The 18,831-nt window shown below is 62.1% G+C and carries 17 protein-coding genes and 1 riboswitch; of the genes, 10 read left to right on the forward strand and 7 right to left on the reverse strand.

Going from position 1 to position 18,831, the window contains the following annotated elements; all coding sequences use genetic code 11:
- Positions 1–107: 107 nt before the first annotated feature.
- On the reverse strand, positions 108–710 hold the full coding sequence (locus tag NPS47_RS19770) for a toluene tolerance protein (protein ID WP_274296467.1): 603 nt from the start codon (positions 708–710) through the stop codon (positions 108–110).
- A 220-nt stretch (positions 711–930) separates the two neighbouring features.
- Between NPS47_RS19770 and msbA the strand changes: the two genes are divergently transcribed.
- Together msbA and hldE are read left to right on the forward strand one after the other, a co-directional pair.
- Entirely contained in the window at positions 931–2,745 is a 1,815-nt protein-coding gene (gene msbA / locus NPS47_RS19775; protein ID WP_274296468.1) for a lipid A export permease/ATP-binding protein MsbA, read from the forward strand.
- Positions 2,746–2,876: 131 nt separating this feature from the next.
- Positions 2,877–4,298 carry a bifunctional D-glycero-beta-D-manno-heptose-7-phosphate kinase/D-glycero-beta-D-manno-heptose 1-phosphate adenylyltransferase HldE gene (gene hldE, locus NPS47_RS19780; RefSeq protein ID WP_274296469.1) on the forward strand — a complete coding sequence of 474 codons (1,422 nt, stop codon included), beginning with the start codon at positions 2,877–2,879 and terminating at the stop codon, positions 4,296–4,298.
- Positions 4,299–4,385: 87 nt separating this feature from the next.
- Here the strand turns inward: hldE and NPS47_RS19785 are convergent, their stop codons facing one another.
- The 4 genes from NPS47_RS19785 to NPS47_RS19800 are packed head-to-tail and all read right to left on the reverse strand — an operon-like array spanning position 4,386 to position 7,763.
- Positions 4,386–5,348: a metal ABC transporter ATPase gene (locus NPS47_RS19785; protein ID WP_274296470.1), complete on the reverse strand. Its 963-nt coding sequence runs from the start codon at positions 5,346–5,348 to the stop codon at positions 4,386–4,388.
- 47 nt (positions 5,349–5,395) lie between these two features.
- A complete protein-coding gene (locus NPS47_RS19790; RefSeq protein WP_274296471.1) occupies positions 5,396–6,205 on the reverse strand; it encodes an aldo/keto reductase in 810 nt (269 codons plus the stop codon).
- Entirely contained in the window at positions 6,202–7,377 is a 1,176-nt protein-coding gene (locus tag NPS47_RS19795) for an NAD(P)/FAD-dependent oxidoreductase (RefSeq protein WP_274296472.1), read from the reverse strand. Before NPS47_RS19795 ends, NPS47_RS19790 begins: the two co-directional genes overlap by 4 nt.
- A gap of 53 nt (positions 7,378–7,430) precedes the next feature.
- A complete protein-coding gene (locus NPS47_RS19800; protein ID WP_136478440.1) occupies positions 7,431–7,763 on the reverse strand; it encodes a DMT family transporter in 333 nt (110 codons plus the stop codon).
- An 87-nt stretch (positions 7,764–7,850) separates the two neighbouring features.
- On the opposite strand from NPS47_RS19800, the gene NPS47_RS19805 reads away from it, so the two are divergent.
- Both NPS47_RS19805 and waaA read left to right on the forward strand, forming a co-directional pair.
- Entirely contained in the window at positions 7,851–8,741 is an 891-nt protein-coding gene (locus NPS47_RS19805; RefSeq protein ID WP_274296473.1) for a LysR family transcriptional regulator, read from the forward strand.
- A gap of 14 nt (positions 8,742–8,755) precedes the next feature.
- Complete coding sequence (gene waaA, locus NPS47_RS19810) at positions 8,756–10,024, forward strand: lipid IV(A) 3-deoxy-D-manno-octulosonic acid transferase (RefSeq protein WP_274296474.1); 1,269 nt, start codon at positions 8,756–8,758, stop codon at positions 10,022–10,024.
- Between the two features lie 75 nt (positions 10,025–10,099).
- On the opposite strand, the gene NPS47_RS19815 is transcribed toward waaA, so the two are convergent.
- Positions 10,100–11,530: a TolC family outer membrane protein gene (locus NPS47_RS19815; RefSeq protein WP_274296475.1), complete on the reverse strand. Its 1,431-nt coding sequence runs from the start codon at positions 11,528–11,530 to the stop codon at positions 10,100–10,102.
- 141 nt (positions 11,531–11,671) lie between these two features.
- A riboswitch (TPP riboswitch) is annotated at positions 11,672–11,776 on the forward strand.
- 157 nt (positions 11,777–11,933) lie between these two features.
- Between NPS47_RS19815 and thiC the strand changes: the two genes are divergently transcribed.
- Both thiC and cytX read left to right on the forward strand, forming a co-directional pair.
- Positions 11,934–13,823 (forward strand): phosphomethylpyrimidine synthase ThiC, encoded by a 1,890-nt coding sequence (gene thiC, locus NPS47_RS19820; RefSeq protein WP_274296476.1) that lies wholly within the window; start codon positions 11,934–11,936, stop codon positions 13,821–13,823.
- Positions 13,824–13,954: 131 nt separating this feature from the next.
- Positions 13,955–15,247, forward strand: coding sequence for a putative hydroxymethylpyrimidine transporter CytX (cytX, locus tag NPS47_RS19825; protein WP_274296477.1), 1,293 nt, complete (start codon positions 13,955–13,957; stop codon positions 15,245–15,247).
- Here cytX and NPS47_RS19830 read toward each other — a convergent pair.
- On the reverse strand, positions 15,216–15,962 hold the full coding sequence (locus NPS47_RS19830) for an RsiV family protein (RefSeq protein WP_274296478.1): 747 nt from the start codon (positions 15,960–15,962) through the stop codon (positions 15,216–15,218). The two genes, cytX and NPS47_RS19830, sit on opposite strands and share 32 nt — an antisense overlap.
- Before the next feature lie 184 nt (positions 15,963–16,146).
- Here NPS47_RS19830 and NPS47_RS19835 point away from each other — a divergent pair, with 184 nt between their 5' ends.
- From NPS47_RS19835 to NPS47_RS19850, 4 genes are all read left to right on the forward strand, one after another.
- Positions 16,147–16,764 carry an NUDIX domain-containing protein gene (locus tag NPS47_RS19835; protein WP_274296479.1) on the forward strand — a complete coding sequence of 206 codons (618 nt, stop codon included), beginning with the start codon at positions 16,147–16,149 and terminating at the stop codon, positions 16,762–16,764.
- The gene (locus tag NPS47_RS19840; protein ID WP_038615250.1) at positions 16,755–17,207 is read left to right on the forward strand and encodes a DUF1249 domain-containing protein; all 453 of its coding nucleotides are present in this window, start codon (positions 16,755–16,757) and stop codon (positions 17,205–17,207) included. The genes NPS47_RS19835 and NPS47_RS19840 overlap by 10 nt, the downstream gene beginning before the upstream one ends.
- A gap of 84 nt (positions 17,208–17,291) precedes the next feature.
- On the forward strand, positions 17,292–18,107 hold the full coding sequence (gene cpdA, locus NPS47_RS19845) for a 3',5'-cyclic-AMP phosphodiesterase (RefSeq protein WP_274296480.1): 816 nt from the start codon (positions 17,292–17,294) through the stop codon (positions 18,105–18,107).
- Between the two features lie 103 nt (positions 18,108–18,210).
- On the forward strand, positions 18,211–18,819 hold the full coding sequence (locus tag NPS47_RS19850; RefSeq protein ID WP_274296481.1) for a YqiA/YcfP family alpha/beta fold hydrolase: 609 nt from the start codon (positions 18,211–18,213) through the stop codon (positions 18,817–18,819).
- Positions 18,820–18,831: the final 12 nt, after the last annotated feature.

Below are 18,831 nucleotides of genomic sequence, written 5' to 3' on the forward strand. Positions count from 1 at the left end.
GGGCTGTATGCCCATGAATCGGTGCGAAACAAGGGGGTGATCCCCCTTGAACATCGTCAACATCCTGTGGGCAGGCGGCGCACCCTGCGCCTCGATACCCCAGGTGTTCAGTTCAGCAAGGCGCGTTCCAGTTCGGCGAGAGGGAATTGACCCTCGAGGCGCTCGCGGGCGATGTAACGGGCGAAATGCTGCACGTTGCGCCGGACCATGCGGTTGGACAGTGGCGCCCCCATGAAGCGCATATCGGCCACATCGATCAGGCCCATCTCCTGTTCTGGTGTCACGACAATGTTGCCAAGGTGCAGGGAGCGAAAGTAAATGCCCGACTTGTGCAGCTTGCGCACCAGCGCCACAAGCTCCGGCAGGCGCTCTTGCCAGCTGAAACCCGCCTTGCGGGACAACTGGCTAAGGGTTTCTCCCGGCAGCGGGTGATACAGCACCGCGGTCATTCCGGGGGCATCCAGCTTGTAGAACTTCAAGACCTTCAGCGTCGGAATGCCCTTTTTCTCCAGCTTGATCGCGTTGTCGATAAAGCGCTGGGAATAAGGCCGCAGCAAGGCAGATGAAATTAATCGTTTACGCCTGAAGAGTTTAAGGATGTTGCCGTCATTAAGCAGGTACACTTTGGCGCCGTAACTATCAGCCTCCAGCACCTGGGCGCCAAGGATGAGTTGGTTGAGGTCGACCTGGTGTAGCCGGGAACATTGCATGGATAGTGGCCTTGCCAACGGGCGAGCAAAAGGACCGGCAATAATGCCGAAAAATTTGTAGATGTACCATGCCGGTGTTGTTGAAGATGAGGATGCGCTGGATGTACACAGGGTGCAGGGCCTGGATTCGTGCAGGTTTGCTCTGGTGTGGGTCTGGGTGCATGCCCATCGACCGGGCTGTGATAAAATTTCCGGTTCAATCTGAACAGCGAGCTCGACAATGGCCGAAACACCGCTAAAGGCGGAGCAACAGAGCAGCTCCAGCCTGAAAATCTATTTCCGGCTACTGAGCTATGTGAAACCGTACATCGGTATTTTCACGCTGAGTATTCTCGGTTTCATCATCTTTGCCTCCACTCAGCCAATGCTGGCCGGGATTCTCAAGTACTTCGTCGATGGTCTGAGCAACCCGCAGGCCGTGTTGTTCCCCAATGTCCCTTACCTGCAGGACTTGCAACTGCTGCAGGCAGTGCCGTTGCTGATCGTGCTGATCGCCGCCTGGCAGGGCCTGGGGTCGTTCCTGGGTAACTACTTCCTGGCCAAGGTTTCCCTCGGGCTGGTGCATGACCTGCGGGTCGAGTTGTTCAACAAGTTGCTGGTGCTGCCCAACCGCTACTTTGACACCCACAACTCGGGTCACCTGATTTCGCGCATCACCTTCAACGTAACCATGGTGACCGGTGCGGCCACCGATGCCATCAAGGTGGTGATTCGTGAAGGCCTGACGGTGGTGTTCCTGTTCGTTTATCTGCTGTGGATGAACTGGAAACTGACCCTGGTCATGCTGGCAATCCTGCCAGTCATCGCGGTAATGGTCGGTAGCGCCAGCAAGAAATTCCGCAAGCAGAGCAAAAAGATCCAGGTGGCAATGGGCGATGTCACCCACGTGGCCTCGGAAACCATCCAGGGTTACCGCGTGGTGCGCAGCTTCGGCGGTGAAAGCTACGAGCAGCAGCGTTTCGCCAATGCCAGCCAGAGCAACACCGACAAGCAGCTGCGCATGACCAAGACCGGGGCCGTGTACACCCCGATGCTGCAGTTGGTGATCTATTCCGCCATGGCTGCGCTGATGTTCCTGGTGCTGTTCCTGCGGGGCGAAGCCACCGCCGGCGACCTGGTGGCTTACATCACCGCTGCAGGCTTGCTGCCCAAGCCAATCCGCCAGCTGTCGGAAGTCAGCTCGACCATCCAGAAAGGTCTGGCCGGTGCCGAAAGCATCTTCGAACAGCTGGATGAAGCGCCGGAAGTCGATACTGGAACTGTGGAGCTGGACCGGGTCGAGGGGCGCCTCGTGGTGCGCAACCTGAACTTCACCTACCCAGGTACCGAGCGTCAGGTGTTGTCTGATATCTCCTTCACCGCTGAACCGGGGCAGATGATTGCACTGGTAGGGCGCTCGGGCAGCGGCAAGTCGACCCTGGCCTCACTGATTCCGCGGTTCTATCACCACACTGAGGGGCAGATCCTCCTCGATGGCGTGGAGATCGAGGACTACCGTTTGCGTAACCTGCGCCGCCACGTGGCGCAAGTGACCCAGCATGTCACCCTGTTCAACGATACCGTGGCCAACAACATTGCCTACGGTGACCTGGCGGGGGCGCCGCGTGCCGATATCGAAGCGGCTGCCGCCGATGCCTATGCCAAGGAGTTTGTCGATCAACTGCCCAAGGGCTTCGACACCCAGGTCGGTGAGAACGGTGTGCTGCTTTCCGGTGGTCAGCGCCAGCGTCTGGCAATTGCCCGGGCCCTGCTCAAGAACGCGCCGCTGCTGATCCTCGACGAGGCGACCTCGGCGCTGGACACCGAGTCCGAACGGCATATCCAGGCAGCGCTTGATCATGTCATGAAGGGCCGTACCACGCTGGTGATCGCTCACCGTCTGTCGACCATTGAAAAGGCCGACATGATCCTGGTCATGGATCAGGGCAAGCTGGTCGAGCGCGGCACGCATGCCGAGCTGCTGGCTGCCAATGGCTACTATGCCCGGCTGCATGCCATGGGTCTGGACGAGCCGGCCAAGGCCGATATCACCTGAACCTGACGCCGGAGCCTGTCCTGGGCTCCGGCCGCTTTCCTGCAACAGCTTGTCGGTAAGGCGGTAATCAAGCCTTCGTCTAGCCTGTGCTAATATCCTGCCCCTGTTAATTTTGTATATATGGGTTACCCATGAAGTTGTCCATGCCGCGTTTCGATCAAGCCCCGGTACTGGTGGTGGGCGATGTCATGCTCGACCGCTACTGGCATGGTGGTACCTCACGGATTTCGCCTGAAGCCCCGGTACCGGTGGTCAAGGTCGAGCAGATCGAGGACCGTCCTGGTGGTGCGGCCAACGTGGCCTTGAACATCGCCGCCCTGGGTGCACCGGCATCGCTGATCGGGGTTACCGGCCAGGACGAAGCTGCCGAGAGCCTGTCCAACAGCCTGCAGGCTGCAGGCGTGCGCTCGATTTTCCAGCGTATCGCGCACCAGCCGACCATCGTCAAGCTGCGGGTCATGAGCCGCCACCAGCAACTGCTGCGCATCGATTTCGAAGAACCCTTCGCCACCGATCCGCTGTCGTTGGGGGCTGAAGTCGACACCCTGCTCGACGGGGTCAAGGTACTGGTGTTGTCGGACTACGGCAAAGGCGCGCTGAAGAACCATCAGAGCCTGATCCAGGCGGCACGGGCCAAAGGCATTCCGGTGCTGGCCGATCCCAAGGGCAAGGACTTTTCGATCTACCGCGGTGCCAGTCTGATTACCCCGAACCTCAGCGAGTTCGAGACCATCGTTGGTCGTTGCGCCGATGAAGCGGAGCTGGTGGCCAAGGGCGCGAAGCTGATGAACGAGCTGGAGCTGGGCGCCTTGCTGGTGACCCGTGGTGAGCATGGCATGACCTTGCTGCGCCCCGATCATCCGGCCCTGCACTTGCCGGCCCGTGCCCGTGAAGTCTTCGACGTCACCGGTGCCGGTGATACGGTGATTTCGACCCTGGCCGCCGCCATCGCCGCAGGCGAAGAGCTGCCCCATGCCGTGGGTCTGGCCAACCTGGCCGCCAGCATCGTGGTCGGCAAGCTCGGTACGGCAGCTATCAGCGCCCCGGAACTGCGCCGCGCGATCCAGCGCGAAGAAGGTTCCGAGCGCGGTGTGGTGAGTCTCGATCAGTTGCTGCTGGCCATCGATGATGCCCGTGCCCATAACGAGAAGATTGTTTTCACCAACGGTTGCTTCGATATCCTTCATGCCGGTCACGTGACTTACCTGGAGCAAGCGCGGGGCCAGGGTGATCGCCTGATCGTTGCGGTCAACGACGATGCGTCTGTGAGCCGGCTGAAAGGTCCGGGCCGTCCGATCAACAGCGTTGATCGACGCATGGCAGTGCTCGCGGGCCTGGGTGCAGTGGACTGGGTCATCAGCTTCCCTGAAGGCACACCGGAAAACCTGCTCAGCCAGGTCAAGCCGGATGTGCTGGTCAAGGGCGGGGACTACGGTATCGAGCAGGTGGTCGGTGCCGATATCGTCAAGGCGTATGGCGGCACGGTGAAGGTGCTGGGGTTGGTTGAGAACAGTTCGACCACGGCTATCGTCGAGAAAATTCGCAAGAACTGATGCAAGCATCGCGGGGCAAGCCCGCTCCCACAGGCTTGATGTAAACCCCTGTGGGAGCGGGCTTGCCCCGCGATTGTACTGTGTCAGCTACTTACGCAAGCCTTCGCGCGCCATCTGCAACAACTCCCGTGCCTTGCCCGTCAGCCGCTGCAAGCCGGTATCCGCTTTCGGCGCCGCCAGTCCCTGCTGATTCACCCAATCCCTCCAGCGAATCCGCTCATCCCTGACCAGCCAGCCTTCCTGGCGGGCAAAGCTTTCTGCCAGATAAAGACCGCGAGTGCTCGCCGGTACCAGGCGGTCCTTTTTCAACGTGTACAGCTCGGCGCGAGGGTGACCGTCTTCCAGGGGCATCAGGTACAGGTCGGGGCGGGTGCGGTTGAGGCGGGCCACCAGCTGGTTGCCTTCAAGTCGTTCATCGACATGAAACAGGCTCAAGGATTTGGCTTCGCGCGGGACCTGCAGGCGCAGGTCATAGATCAGCTGCAATGAGGCGGTCGGCAGGTGCACGTAAGCCCGTGGCCGCTCCAGTAGCTGCAGGTTGGCGCAGCGCACCGGCCGTGCCGCGCCGGATTGCGGTGTCAGGACAAAAGGCAGCGCTTCACGGTAGTGCAGGGCATCGGCATAGGGCGCCGGCAGCCAGGTCTCGTTGAAGCGCCCGCCAAGCCAGCCTTCCGGCGTTTCCAGCAGGCATTCTTCAGCGACTTCCTGAATGGCGGTGTGCAGCGGCAGGTTGAGTTCCTGGGCCGGTACATAGCCGGAAATCAGTTTCAGTACCACATCCCCGCGGTCCTGACGGCGCTGGCGGACCAGCACCCAGTAGTCGCGGTTCTGCCAGTGCAGCGTCAGGCGCACCGAGACGCCCAGATTGGCCAGTTCTACGGCGAAGCGCTGGCTGTCGGCCAGGTGGATCTGTTTGCGCCGTTGCTGGGTCTGGGCGAAATTCAGCGGCATGCCGATGCTCTGGTAGCACAGCCCTTCGGGGCTGGCTTCAACGTGCAGGGGCAGGGTTTTGAAGTTGCTCGGGTTCTTGCGGATCAGCGTTCGCGGCATGTCGGCTCCTTCTTGCGTTGGGGTCGGCCGCGACGGCGGCGTGGGCGTCAGCGATTCAATACGGCGGCAACAGTTGCCACGTTGTGGGCCAGGTGTACCGGGTTGATGGTGCCGACAATGGCACTGCTCACACCCGGGTGGCCAAACAGCAACTCGAAACTGGCACGCACCGGGTCTTCCCCCGGGCTCAGGCACACATGGCCGCTGGCCAGGGCCTTTTTCACCAGGATGGCTTTGCCATGCTCGGCGGCATAGTCGAGCACCGGGCGTTCTGCCTGTTCGTTCAGATTGTAGGTGACCATGGCGCAATCGCCGCGCTCAAGTGCCTTCAAACCACCGGCCACGGTTTTGCCGGACAAGCCGAAGCCGCCGATCTTGCCTTCCTGCTTCAAGGCTTCGAGGGTCTGATAGACCTCTTCATGTTCGAGAATCTGCAGGTCATTGCCATCGGAGTGCACCAGCACCAGGTCGATGTGCTCGGTTTCCAGGCGCTTGAGGCTGCGTTCGATGGAGAAGCGCGTGTGCGCGGCGCTGAAGTCGAAGCGCGACTGGCCGTTGTCGAACTCTTCACCGACCTTGCTGACAATCACCCAGTGATCGCGCTGGCCTCTCAACAGCGGGCCTAGACGCTCTTCGCTGCGGCCATAGGCCGGGGCGGTGTCGATCAGGTTGATACCCAGTTCGCGGGCCTGGGCCAGCAGCAGGCGGGCCTGATCGTCATCGGGGATGGTGAAGCCGTTGGGGTATTTGACCCCCTGGTCGCGGCCCAGCTTGACCGTACCCAGGCCCAGAGGAGAGACGTGCAGGCCGGTACTGCCCAAGGGACGGTGCAGATCGTGGAGCGTCGGCAGGCTCATGGCAGCAGTTGCTCCCAGACCGGCAGGGCCATCGGTGGCCGTGGCAGATCGGGAAGGGCGGTGTGAGCCCCCGGCTTGATTCCGTCACGCTCAAGGCTGGCCAGGACCCGGTCACTGAAATCCGGGGCCAGGGCCAGTTTGGTCGGCCAACCGACCAGCAGACGCTGCTGCTCGGCGAGGAAGGCGTTGTCCGGGCGCACCAGGCCGGATTGCGCAGGCTCGGCACGATCGATGCGCACGGTAGCCCAGCGCACCTGGCTCAGGTCGATCCAGGGCAGCAGGTTGCTGACTTCCTTCTTCGCCGCGGCGATCTGGGCTTCAGGTTCGCGGGCAACGCCGTCGGCCTCGGCCAGGTCGCCACCCATGTACCAGACCCATTGACCGTCGGCGGCCGGGTGGCTGGTGACGGTGATGCGCGGCTTGGGGCCGCCGCCCAGGCAATGGGCATACAGGGGTTTGAGGCTGGCGCCCTTGGCCATGACCATGTGCAGCGGGCGACGCTGCATGGCCGGCTGGTTCATGCCGAGGGTTTGCAGCAGCGCGGCGTTGCCGGCCCCGGCGCTGAGGACGATGCGCTGGGCACGGATCTCGCGGCCGTCGACGCGCAGCCCGGCCAGTTCGCCGTCGGCGTGCAGGGGTTCGATCTGCTCGCCTGCCAGCAGGCTGTCACCGGCCAGTTCGGCGAGCTTGTTCAGCAGGCTTGGCACGTCAATGACCAGTTCGGCCAGGCGATAGACCTTACCCTTGAAGGCACGATCCTGCAGCGCAGGTGGCAGTTGCTCCCCCTTGACCTGATCGACACGGCCACGCACCGCCTTGCTGGCGAAGAAGCTGGTCAGGTTGCCGGCGATTGTGCCGGGGGACCACAGGTAATGGGCGTCGGACAGCAGGCGCACGCCGCAAAGGTCCAGTTCGCCATTGCCAGCGAGGGCCTCGCTCCAGCGCCGCGGCATGTCGGCAATGGCTTCGGAGGCGCCGGTCAGCGCGCCATGCAGGGCATACTTGGCGCCGCCATGAATGATCCCCTGGGATTTGAGGGTCTGCTCGCCACCGAGGCTGGCGCGTTCCACCACGACTGTCGAGTAACCCAGGCGGCGCAGACGGGCATTGAGCCAGAGGCCTGCGACCCCTGCGCCGACGATCAGTACGTCGGTGGAAATAACGGATGGCATGCATGCACCTCACAAGCTTGGACAGAAGCCCAGTATACAGCCTGTGAGGCGGATCAATGCCCGGCGGTTTTCGAGAACACCTGGATCACCACCACGCCGCCGACAATCATGGCCATGCCGAGCATCGCCGGGATGTCGAGTTTTTGCCCGTATATCACCAGCGCGGCGATGCTGATCAGGACAATGCCCAGCCCCGACCAGATGGCATAGGCGATCCCGACCGGAATGCTGCGCACCACCAGGGTCAGCATCCAGAACGCCACGGCGTAGCCGCAGACCATCAGCAGCAACGGCAGCGGGGTGCTCAAGCCCTTGACCGCCTTCATCGAGGCGGTGGCGATGACTTCGGCGCAGATGGCGATAGCCAGGTAGGTGTAGGCATTCATGTCGGTGTTCCTCTGTTCTGGCTGGGCATTTTAGAGCAAGCCTGGATGGGGTAAAGTCATTACCTATCTTTTCTGGAGATAGGTTGCATGGCTGAACAGTGGAATCTGGAGCAGCTGCGGCTGTTTGTCGGCGTCGCCGAGCAACGCTCGTTTTCGGCGGTAGCGCGCACCCAGCGCAAGGCGCAGTCGGCGGTGAGCAATGCCATTGCCCTGCTCGAGGCGGACCTGGGCGTCATTCTGTTCGAGCGTAGCAGTGGTCGCCAGCCGCGCTTGACCGAAGCCGGGGCGGCCTTGCTGGAGGATGCGCGGGAGTTGTTGCGTCAGTGCGAACGCCTGGACGGTCGGGCGCTGGCGCTGATGCGCGGCCAGGAGGCGCAGTTGCGGGTCGCCCAGGACGAAGCCATGCCTTATCAGCCCGTCATCGACAGTCTCGACGAACTGGCCCAGCAGTTCCCCATGCTGGAGGTGCAACTGGCCAGTGGTGCCCAGGGTGATGTGGCGCGCAAGCTGGTCGAGCGCCGTGCCGACCTGGGTTTGCTGTTTCACCATGAGCGCATGCCGCCGGCGTTGGAACGACGTGCCTTGGGCCGGGTGGAGATGGTCACTGTCTGTGCCGTCAACCATCCCTTGGCGCAACTGGGGCAGGTCAATCGGCAACAACTGGCGCGGCATCGGCAGTTACTGATCGCCCCACAGGAAAGCGGTTATCCCGGTGGCGAACCCATCAGCCCGCAGATCTGGCGTGCCGACAGTTTCTACGCCATGGCCGAGTTGTTGATGCGCGGCCTGGGCTGGGCCTGGTTGCCCCGGCATGTGGTGCAGTACCCGACTTACCATGCGCAGATGGTTGAGCTTCGCAGCGAATGGACCCCGCCGGCGCTGGTAGTGGAGCTGGTCTGGCGGCGTGACGAGCCTTTGGGGCCTGCGGCACAGTGGTTGGCCGAGCGCTTCGCAGTGCACTTGCGAGCCATTGGCTAGTACACTTCGGCGCCATGAACAGAACACTCTATACCTTGCTGTTTCACCTGGGCCTGCCGCTGGTTGCGCTGCGCCTGTTCCTGCGTTCGCGCAAGGCGCCAGCCTACGCCCAGCGCATCGGCGAACGCTTCGCCATGAACCTGCCCGCCATGCGCAAGGGCGGTATCTGGGTGCATGCGGTGTCGGTGGGCGAAAGCATCGCCGCAGCGCCGATGATTCGCGCTCTGTTGCAGGCTTATCCACAGCTGCCGATCACCATCACCTGCATGACCCCGACCGGTTCCGAGCGGGTGCGGGCGATGTTTGCCGATGAGCCGCGCGTTCAGCATTGCTACCTGCCCTATGACCTGCCGTGGGCGGCCGGGCGCTTTCTCGATCATGTCCAGCCGAAGCTGGCGGTGATCATGGAAACCGAGCTGTGGCCCAACCATATCCACCAGTGTGCCAAGCGCGGTATTGCCGTGGCGCTGGCCAATGCGCGCTTGTCCGAGCGTTCGGCGCGCGGCTACGCACGTTTTGCCGGGCTGACCCGGCCGATGCTGGCCGAGATGAGCCTGATCGCGGTGCAGACCGAGGCCGAAGCCGAGCGCTTTCGCCAGCTGGGCGCGCGGGCTGAATGTGTGCAGGTCACCGGATCGATCAAGTTCGACCTGCGTATCGATGAGCAACTGTTGCCGCGTGCTCGGGCCTTGCGTGAAGAGTGGCAGGCCGGTCAGCGCCCGGTATGGATCGCCGCCAGCACTCACGAGGGCGAGGACGAAGTGATTCTCGCTGCGCACCGCCAGTTGCTGGAGCACCATGGCGATGCCTTGCTGATCCTGGTGCCGCGGCATCCGGAGCGCTTCAACAGCGTGTTTGAGTTGTGCTCGGCACAGTTCCCGACTGTCCGCCGCTCCAGTGCCACTGCGGTGGCCGCGGACACCGCGGTGCTGCTCGGCGACACCATGGGCGAATTGCTGTTTCTGTATGCCCTGGCGGATATCGCTTTTGTTGGCGGCAGCCTGGTGCCCAACGGCGGCCACAACCTGCTGGAGCCGGCAGCTTTGTCGTTGCCAGTGATCAGCGGTCCGCACCTGTTCAACTTCCTGGAAATTGCGGCGATGCTGCGCGAGGCCGGGGCGTTGCAGGAGGTGGATGATGCGCAGGGGCTGGCGGCTGAAATTCGCCGGCTGATCGAGTTGCCGCAGGATGCGCGGCGCATGGGTGAAGCGGGACGGGCGGTGATGAAGGCTAATCAGGGCGCATTGCAGCGCTTGCTGGATGGCTTGGGGCGTTTGCTCTGAAGCATTCGCGGGGCAAGCCCGCTCCCACCGAGCAGTGTTGAATCCGGTGGGAGCGGGCTTGCCCCGCGATGCTGTTTAAGGCCGGGCGTCGAAGTTAGCCTTGGCCAATGCCGCCAGATCAGGTGGCAGGAAGTCCTTGTCCGGGTTGTAGTCCGGCTTCAGGTAGCGGCTCAGATCAGTCAGGTCCTGCGGACTCAGGGTGCCCGCCGCCTGCTTCAGGCGCAGGTTGTCGAGGATGTAGTCGTAGCGGGTGTTGTTGTAGTCCCGCACCGAGGTGTACAGCTGGCGCTGGGCATCGAGCACGTCGACGATGTTGCGGGTACCGACCTGGTAGCCGATCTCGGTGGCTTCCAGGGCGCTCTGGTTGGAGATGATCGACTGCTTGCGGGCCTGCACCTGCTCCACGTCGGTGTTGACCGCGCGGTGCAGGTTGCGGGTGTTTTCCACCACCTGGCGACGCAGGCTTTCACGCTGCTGTTCGCTCTGGCTCAGGCGCTGATAAGCCTCGCGCACCTGCGAGCTGATCAGGCCGCCGCTGTAGATCGGAATGTTCAGCTGCAGGCCAACGGTGGTCTGTTCGACGTCACCGCTGATGGTCCCGCCGAGGTTGGGGTTGGTGAAGCCGAGGTTGTCGTTGTCGCCTTTCTGGTACTGCGCAACCGCATCCAGCGTCGGCGCGTGCCCGGCCTTGCGCTGGCGCAGGGTTTCTTCGGCGGCGGTGACGGCGTAGTTGGTGGCCTGCAGGTTGAGGTTCTGCTTACCGGCGGTTTCAACCCAGGACGTGGCGTCATTGGGTACCGGCACCTGCACTGGCAGGGTGTGGCGGATGCCCTGGATCGCGTCGTAGTTGCGGTTGGTCAGGGTGATCAGTGCTTCGAACGCGTCGTCGACCTGGCGCTGCGCGACGATCCGGTTGGCCCGCGCCGTGTCGTAGCTGGCCTGGGATTGCAGGACGTCGGTCTTGTCTGAAAGGCCGACGTCGAACCGTTCATTGGACTGGTCCAGCTGACGCTTGAACGCGGCTTCTTCGGCTTTGGTCGAGGCCAGGTTGTCCTGGGCGCGCAGCACTGCGAAATAGTTCTCGGCAGTTTGCAGGATCAGGTTCTGTTCAGTGGCCGACAGTTCCAGCGCCGCCTGTTCGTTTACCGCTTCGGCAGCCTGCAACTGGAACCAGCGATCGGCGCGGAACACCGGCTGGGCCAGGGTTGCAGACCATGAGTTACCGCTGCGGTTGGAGGTAATCGATGGTTCATCGAGCTTGGTCCGGGTGCTCTGCATCTCGGCACCGGCCGAGAGATTTGGCAGCAGGCCGGCACGGGCCTGGGGTACCACTTCCTTTTGCGCGCCGTAGTTGGCGCGGGCTGCGGCGAGGTCGGCGTTGTTGTCCACAGCCTCCTGGTAGACGCTGACCAGATCGGTTTTCGCTGACAAGGGCGCGTCTGCTGCCCAGGCCATTCCGTTGATAGCACAAGACACGGCGAGGGCCAGTGAAAGTTTGCGCAGCATAGGGCGGTCCTTGAACGATTGAGGCTTTCTGAACCGGTGAGTGTAGATGCGCGGGCACTTTGCAACAATCTGCCGTTACACCATTTATCGTCACCGTGTTCGTACTGTTGGCTTTGCAGCTGCGTCCAGTCTAGACTGGGCGCGTTCTTGTCGGGGTGCCTTGCGTTGAGGCTGAGATCGGATAATCCGGATCCCGTTGAACCTGATCAGGTTAGCGCCTGCGTAGGGAACAAGATTTCTCGCTTTCCCGGCGAGTCTCTTGTGTCAGGTCCGGGAATGTCGAGCCAGCCTCAGTCGCTGCAGGCATCACCGTACATCTGGCACAGCACCGCTCCTGGTGCGTCCGTGCCTTTCAGGTTCTCCCCGACATTCCACTGCTAGGAAGCCGTCTGGAGAGCCTGTGATGAGCAAACAAGAAAAGCACCTGACCAATCTGAGTGAGTCGGCCCGGGTCGATCAACAGTCCGTACAGCCGTTCACCCGTTCGCGCAAAATTTATGTCGAAGGCTCGCGCCCGGACATTCGCGTGCCGATGCGTGAAATCAGCCTGGACGACACCCCGACCGATTTCGGCGGTGAAGCCAACGCGCCAGTGCTGGTCTACGACACTTCCGGCCCCTACACCGATCCCAATGTCGTCATCGACGTGCGCAAAGGCCTGGGCGACGTGCGCTCGGCCTGGATTGATGCGCGTGGTGATACCGAGCGTCTGCCCGGGTTGTCGTCGGACTTCGGCCAGCAGCGTCTGGCCGATGCCGAACTGACCAAACTGCGTTTTGCCCATGTGCGCAATCCGCGCCGGGCCAAGGCTGGCGCCAACGTCAGCCAGATGCACTACGCGCGCCAGGGCATCATCACCGCCGAGATGGAATACGTCGCCATCCGCGAGAACATGAAGCTGCAGGAAGCCCGCGCCGCCGGCCTGCTCGACCAGCAGCACCCGGGCCACAGCTTCGGCGCCAGCATCCCCAAGGAAATCACCGCCGAGTTCGTCCGTGAGGAAATCGCCCGCGGTCGCGCGATCATTCCGGCCAACATCAACCACGTCGAGCTGGAGCCGATGATCATCGGCCGCAACTTCCTGGTGAAGATCAACGGCAACATTGGTAACAGTGCGCTGGGCTCTTCGATTGAAGAAGAAGTGGCCAAGCTGACCTGGGGTATCCGTTGGGGTTCGGACACGGTCATGGACCTGTCCACCGGCAAGCACATCCACGAAACCCGCGAGTGGATCATCCGCAACTCGCCGGTACCGATCGGCACCGTGCCGATCTACCAGGCCCTGGAGAAGGTCAATGGCGTTGCCGAAGACCTGACCTGGGAGCTGTTCCGCGACACCCTGATCGAGCAGGCCGAGCAGGGCGTGGACTACTTCACCATTCACGCCGGCGTGCTGTTGCGCTATGTGCCGCTGACCGCCAAGCGGGTCACCGGTATCGTCAGCCGTGGTGGTTCGATCATGGCCAAGTGGTGCCTGGCGCATCACAAAGAGAACTTCCTCTACACCCATTTCGACGAAATCTGCGAAATCATGAAGGCCTACGACGTTAGCTTCTCGCTGGGCGACGGCCTGCGTCCGGGCTCGATTGCCGATGCCAACGACGCCGCGCAATTCGGTGAGCTGGAGACCCTCGGCGAGCTGACCAAGATTGCCTGGAAGCACGATGTCCAGTGCATGATCGAAGGCCCTGGCCACGTGCCGATGCAGTTGATCAAGGAGAACATGGACAAGCAGCTGGAATGCTGTGACGAAGCGCCGTTCTACACCCTCGGCCCGCTGACCACCGACATTGCCCCGGGCTATGACCACATCACCTCGGGTATCGGTGCGGCGATGATCGGCTGGTTCGGTTGCGCCATGCTCTGCTACGTGACGCCCAAAGAGCACCTGGGCCTGCCGAACAAGGATGACGTCAAGACCGGGATCATCACCTACAAGATCGCCGCCCATGCCGCTGACCTTGCCAAGGGCCATCCGGGTGCGCAGATCCGTGACAATGCCTTGTCCAAGGCGCGTTTCGAGTTCCGTTGGGAAGACCAGTTCAACCTGGGGCTGGATCCGGACACCGCGCGTTCGTTCCATGACGAGACCTTGCCCAAGGACTCGGCCAAGGTCGCGCACTTCTGCTCGATGTGCGGGCCGAAGTTCTGTTCGATGAAAATTACCCAGGAAGTGCGTGAGTACGCCGCCAACCAGCGCATTGATGCGGTGGATGTGGCGGTTGAGGACGGTATGCGCGAGCAGGCCGAGCGGTTCCGCCAGGAAGGCAGTCAGTTGTACAAAAAGGTCTGATCGGCCCATTACAACGCATCGCCGGCAAGGCCGGCTCCCACAGGGGACTGCATGCAGGCTCTTGTGGGAGCTGGCCTTGCCAGCGATAGGGCCCGAACAACAACAATTTTCTCCCTGTCGAGATCACCCTTGTGAGCACACCCAGCCAGTTCTCCCCCGATCACCCGGTCAGCACCGGGCAACGCGTTCTCAGTGGCCGCGACCTCTGTTCCCTCTGGTTTTCATTAGGCATCGGCCTGATGGTCCTGCAGACCGGCGCTTTGCTCGGCCCCGGCCTGGGCCTGGCCAACGCGGTGCTGGCGATCATCATCGGTACCAGCGTGGGCGTCCTGCTGCTGGCGGCTGTCGGCGTCATTGGCAGCGATACCGGCCTGTCGTCCATGGCCGCTCTGCGGCGCAGTCTCGGTCGCGAAGGTGCCCGGCTGCCAGCGCTGCTCAACCTGCTGCAGCTGATCGGCTGGGGCGCGTTCGAAATCATCGTCATGCGTGATGCCGCCAGTCTGCTCGGCGCCCGCGCCTTCGGCGAAGGCAGTGCGCTGACCAACCCCTTGCTGTGGACCCTGTGCTTCGGCGCCCTGGCGACCCTGTTGGCAGTCAGTGGACCGTTGACCTTCGTGCGCAAGATTCTGCGCAAATGGGGTATCTGGCTGTTGCTCGGGGCCTGCCTGTGGCTGACCTGGAACCTGTTTGCCAAAGCCGATCTCGCCGCCCTGTGGGCGCGTGCCGGTGATGGCTCGATGTCGCTGGCGGTGGGGATCGACATCGCCATTGCCATGCCGTTGTCGTGGCTGCCGTTGATTGCCGACTATTCACGTTTCAGCCGCCATGGCAGCCGGGTGTTTGTCGGTACGGCGCTGGGTTACTTTGTCGGCAACGTGTGGATGATGAGTCTGGGAGTGGCCTATACCCTGGCTTTCGCTCCGGCGGGCGAGGTCAACACCTTGCTGTTGGCGCTGGCCGGTGCCGGTATCGGTATTCCATTGCTGCTGATTCTGCTCGACGAATCGGAAAAAGCCTTCGCCGATATCCATTCGGCGGCGGTATCAACCGGCCTGCTGATTCGCTTGAAGGTCGAGCATCTGGCGCTGGCCATCGGTGTGCTGTGCACCGTGATCGCCTGCTTTGCGCCGCTGGCGCAGTACCAGAACTTCCTGCTGCTGATCGGCTCGGTGTTCGCCCCGCTGTTCGGCGTGGTGCTGGTCGATCACTTCGTCGTGCGTCGCCGTCGCAGCGATGCCAGTCCGATTCACAGCCTGCACTGGCGCGCCTTGATTGCCTGGGCTTGCGGGGTCGCCACTTATCATTTGCTGGCGCACTACGCTGCCGATCTCGGCTCGACCCTGCCGGCATTGCTGCTGGCAGGATGCGTGTACTGGGCGGCAGCGCCGTCGGTCAGCCGCGACCGGGAAACAACTCCGGCTTGATCACACCGTTCAGGCGCGGGTAGGGGATCTTCAGTTCGATGTGGCCCATGGAATACGGGGCGATGGCATACACTTCGTACTTGAGCACTACCGCGCCGTAGGTCAGGGCGATATGCGGGGTCTGGCGGAACGGCCAGGTCTTGACGAACTCGGCGTCCTTGTCCATGCCGGTGCTGATCAGCCAGGCCTTGTGGGCTTCTTCGGCGGTTTTCCAGAACGTCGCTTCCTGGCCCGGCACCAGCATGTCCTGCAGGGTCAGGACCTTGTCCTGCTGACGCGAGTAGTTGATGAAGCCACGCCCCGGCATGCCATGGGCGCCGCCGGTGTCCAGGTAGCTGGACAGCTCGATGATCACCAGTCCGTCATGCTGCTCGCGTACCTTGGCTTGCAGATAGCTGCTGTGGCGGGTCTCGGCGGTGGCCATGAACTGGTCTTCGTAGGCCTTGAGCGAAGCTGGCAGGGCGCTGTGCTGGTTGTCCTGGGTCATTTGCAGCAAACGCTTCTCGACGATCGCGTCCAGCTTCGGGTTGGCCGGGAAGTGAATGGTGTCGATATTGACCAGCGGGCAATCGGCCGTGTTGCAACCGGGCTTGATGTGCTCCCAGCGGTCGCGTTTGACCTCCAGTGGCGTGCGCATGTTGGGCTGGAACAGGCTTTGACAGGCGCCCAGGGCCAAGGCCAGCACGGCCACGGTAGTCAGTTTCACAAGCGTCATGATGATCCTTGTAAGGCAAAGGTGATCGGGCTTGGACCGTCGGCAAGGCCTTCAGTTCGCCACTAAGCTGAATATCAGCAGGCTGTCTATCCTCGCAGCCCGGCCTACAAGTTGAAAGGGGTGAAACGTGGCGGTGCGCAGGTTAGGATGGCGCGATGCAGTACACGAGGTTAAGAGGATTTCCATGTCAGACACGCTGAAACCTGTGCCCACGGACGTCGAGATCGTCGAACGGGTCAACTGCTTCAAGGGCTTCTACCAGCTCGACAGGGTGCGTCTGCGCCACGAGCTGTTCGCCGGTGGCATGGGGCGCGAGATCAGCCGTGAGCTGTTCGTTCGCCACGATGCCGTCTGCGTGCTGCCCTACGATGCTGTGCGCGATGAAGTGGTGCTGATCGAGCAGTTTCGCGTCGGTGCCATGGGCAAGGTTGCCAATCCCTGGTTGATCGAACTGGTCGCTGGTCTGATCGATAAAGATGAAGCACCGGAAGAAGTTGCACACCGCGAGGCGCAGGAGGAAGCTGGGCTTGAGTTCAAAGCGCTGTGGCCGATGACCCGCTATTTCCCGTCACCTGGCGGCAGCGATGAGTTCGTTCATTTGTATCTGGGCCAGTGCAGCAGCCTTGGGGCGGGTGGCTTGCACGGGCTGGAGGAAGAGGGTGAAGACATTCGCGTCAAGGTCTGGGCGTTCGAGGATGCCATGCAGGCCGTGCGCGATGGGCTGATCGCCAATGCGGCATGCATCATTGCCTTGCAGTGGCTGGCCTTGAATCGGGATGAAGTCAGGGGGCTATGGTCGTGAATCTGTTGCGCGAACGCTACCGGGTCGATCTGGTCGGGTTGCAGGCTGCCTGCGAGGCCAACTATGCGCGTTTGATGCGCTTGTTGCCGGATATGCGCAGCACCATGAGTTCGCGCCGCATCGGTATGACCCAGGGTGACCAGATGCTCGGTGTGCTGGTCCTCGATGTGGTACTTGCCTGTCCCTACACCACTACCCTGCGCGTGCGCCAGGAGCACAGCCTGCCGTGGCTGCCGGTGCCGCAGCTGGAAGTGCAGGTGTATCACGATGCGCGCATGGCCGAAGTGGTCAGCGCCGAGCACGCCCGGCGTTTTCGCAGCATCTATCCCTACCCGAATGCGGCGATGCACCAGCCTGACGAAAAAGCCCAGCTCAATCTGTTCCTCGGTGAGTGGCTCAGTCACTGCCTGGCCTGTGGCCATGAGCTGGCTGCAGTTCGCTGAAATGTGACAGCGGTCGTTTTCGCGTATTTGCTCAAGCGCCGCTTGCCGCCATAATCGCGCTGAATCCTTTCAAGGAGTCGGCCCTTGCCGCAACCATCGATCCCGCATAGCGATGCACCCTTGTACCTGGTGCAACTGACTGACAGCCATTTATTTGCCGACGGGCAAGGTACGCTGCTTGGCATGAACACGCGTGAGAGCCTGCAGCGGGTGGTCGATCTGGTGCGTGAAGAGCAGCCGCGGATCGACCTGCTGCTGGCCACTGGCGATTTGTCTCAGGATGGCAGCGAAGCCTCCTACGAATATTTTCGTGATTTGACGGCAAGCCTCGGGGCTCCGGCTCGCTGGCTTGCCGGTAACCACGACGAACCTGTACCGATGGAGCGCGTGGCGCACGGCAGTGATCTGCTCACACCGCTGGTCGATATCGGTAACTGGCGCATCCTGATGCTCAACTCTGCGGTACCCGGATCGGTGCCGGGCGTGCTCGGTGAGCACCAGTTGGCGATGCTCGAGCAGTCCTTGCAGGAGGCGCCCGAGCATCATCACCTGATCTGTTTCCACCACCAGCCGGTGTCCATCGGCTGCGCCTGGATGGCACCGATCGGCCTGCGCAATGCCAACGCGCTGTTTGCCCTGCTGAAGGGTTATCCACAGGTGCGGGTTTTGTTGTGGGGGCATATACACCAGGAATGGGATGAGCAGCGTGACGGTCTGCGGCTATTGGCCTCACCCTCCACCTGTATTCAGTTCGAACCGGGCAGCGAGGACTTCAAGGTCGGTGAGCAGGCCCCTGGTTATCGCTGGTTGCGCTTGCACGGTGATGGCTCGATCGAGACCGGAGTCTCACGGGTAACCGACTTCGCGTTCACGGTCGACTACGAAGGCGACGGCTATTAAGTGTTGCTGAATAGGTGAAACTGCTCCATCTGCCGTTGAACAGGCTAAAATGCGCGCTTTCCTGCCTGGTACCGCCAGGCGATTGAAGTGCACCGGGGGCGGCATGTCGGGTTCGATTCTCTATATACACGGGTTCAATAGCGCGCCCTCGTCCAAGAAAGCCTGCCAATTGATCGCAGTGATGGAGCAGATCGGCCTGGGCGAGCGCCTGCGGGTGCCGGCGCTGCACCATCACCCGCGCCAGGCCATGGCCCAGCTCGAAGCGGCGATTGCCGAGCTCGAATCGCCATTACTGGTCGGCAGCTCGCTCGGCGGCTACTATGCCACCCACCTGGCCGAACGCCACGGGCTCAAGGCATTGCTGATCAACCCGGCGGTCAACCCGCACCGTCGTTTCGATGGTTTTCTGGGCACCCAGCAGAACCACTATACCGGTGAGTCCTGGGAGCTGACCCTCGATCACGTGCAGGCCCTGGCCGAGCTTGAGGTTGCGCCGCCCAAGGATGCCGGGCGCTATCAGGTCTGGTTGCAGACCGCCGATGAAACCCTGGACTACCGCGAGGCCGAGCAGTTCTACCGAGCCTGCGCGCTACGCATCCAGGCCGGTGGCGATCACAGTTTTCAAGGCTTTGCCGAGCACCTGCCAGCCTTGTTGAGCTTTGCCGGTATTGCCCCACAGCAGTACCAAGCGCTCGATTTTTCTGTATTTTGATGACTTATTTTT

Source organism: Pseudomonas putida, from assembly GCF_028682475.1.
GTDB classification, from domain to species: Bacteria; Pseudomonadota; Gammaproteobacteria; order Pseudomonadales; family Pseudomonadaceae; genus Aquipseudomonas; species Aquipseudomonas putida_AG.